The 343-nt window shown below is 67.9% G+C and carries 1 protein-coding gene; it reads right to left on the bottom strand.

Annotation, left to right across the window (positions count from 1 at the left end; translation table 11 throughout):
* The coding region (locus tag AB4Y34_RS42150) for a condensation domain-containing protein (protein ID WP_368719343.1) at positions 1-343 on the bottom strand (343 nt) is incomplete at both ends.

Raw genomic sequence — 343 nt, 5'->3', positions numbered from 1 at the left:
AGCAGCGCCAGCAGATAATCCCGCTGCCGCCTGACCGTCGACTCATCGAACAGCGCCGTGGCATAGCCCAGCGTGCCCACGATCCTCCCGTCACACTCGCCTACGTTCAGCTCCAGCTCGAACCGGATCTGCCCGGGCGCATTGTCCACCACCTCCTCCACGCCCAGCCCGGGAAGATCGAGCCGCCCCAGCGCGTTATCCTGCCAGGCCAGCCCCACCTGGAACAGCGGCGTGTGATCAAGCGCCCGTGGCGGCTGCACGATCTCCACCACCTGCTCGAATGGCAGGTCCTGATGCTCCTGCGCCCCCAGGGCCGTGCGCCGTGTCCGCTCCAGAAGCGTCG

The organism is Paraburkholderia sp. BR10954, from assembly GCF_040965775.1.
In the GTDB taxonomy this organism is placed as follows: Bacteria; Pseudomonadota; Gammaproteobacteria; order Burkholderiales; family Burkholderiaceae; genus Paraburkholderia; species Paraburkholderia youngii.
The sequence above is the reverse complement of the archived record's forward strand: the minus strand, read 5'-3'. Positions and strand labels throughout refer to the sequence as shown.